Here is an 834-nt window from a genome sequence, read left to right on the forward strand (position 1 = left end):
ACGTATCAGTGTGCATCAAGAATAAATAATCAGTTTCAATTCGCTCCAAAACCAGGTCAAGTGCCTTGCCATGCGCGATGTGGCCCGGTTCTGGTTCAGTAACAGAGCGCTCGATTAAATTGATCCAGTCAAGCGTTCGTAAATACTCAGTGCTTTCATCGGCGGAATAGTTGTCAACTACCCATATTGGGGCGCCGTTGCTTCCTACATGCTGGTGCAATAAGTCCAGGCATATCTTGGTGATTTCCGGTGTTTTGTAATTCACTATGACGATGCTGAAGGCTTTAGAACTTTCGGGCGGAGAATCAGGGTTGTTCATTGTTCAGGTGCTCAATGGTATTGTATTTAATTGTAGAAGTAGTTGAATCTGCATGCGGATTCCGCCTGGTTTTCTACGCAAAATTTTCGTGGCTATAGAGCACATTTTGTTAGATCGCTTTGTTATGCATAACCACCATAGCTTACTCAGATCTGATGGAGCGCAGTAGAGCGGACTTCATCGTATAAGGATCTGCTCTATAGGTAAATATCCGTGACTTGATTCGTTGAGTCAGGAGGCTGCTCAGGCGAGCGTCTTGGGTAGGTGTGAACTGAGCTCATTGATCACTCCAGTTCGTCATCCAGCACATGCCACCGCTACTTTTTCGTAGCGAGAAATGACTTGGAGCTACCCCATACCAGCGCTTGAGTGCCTGGGAAAAGCTCGACAGGTCACTCAAACCCAGTCGCTCGGCAATCTCGGTGAGGCTCAAGCGTTCGTCATTGAGTATCTCGATGGCGCTGCGGCTGCGGGCCTCGGCCAGCAAGGCTCGGAAGGTGGTGCCTTCATCGTGC

Annotated in this window: 2 protein-coding genes; both read right to left on the reverse strand. The window is 48.7% G+C overall.

Annotation, left to right across the window (positions count from 1 at the left end):
• Positions 1–319 (reverse strand): glycosyltransferase family 2 protein (locus AC1DVH_RS32030; RefSeq protein ID WP_477757155.1); only part of this gene is annotated, 319 nt, incomplete at its 3' end.
• Between the two features lie 277 nt (positions 320–596).
• Positions 597–834, reverse strand: a 238-nt coding sequence (locus AC1DVH_RS32035) for a helix-turn-helix domain-containing protein (RefSeq protein WP_477757156.1), incomplete at its 5' end; no start/stop codon positions are given.

The organism is Pseudomonas sp. P4_C3 (assembly GCF_056402075.1).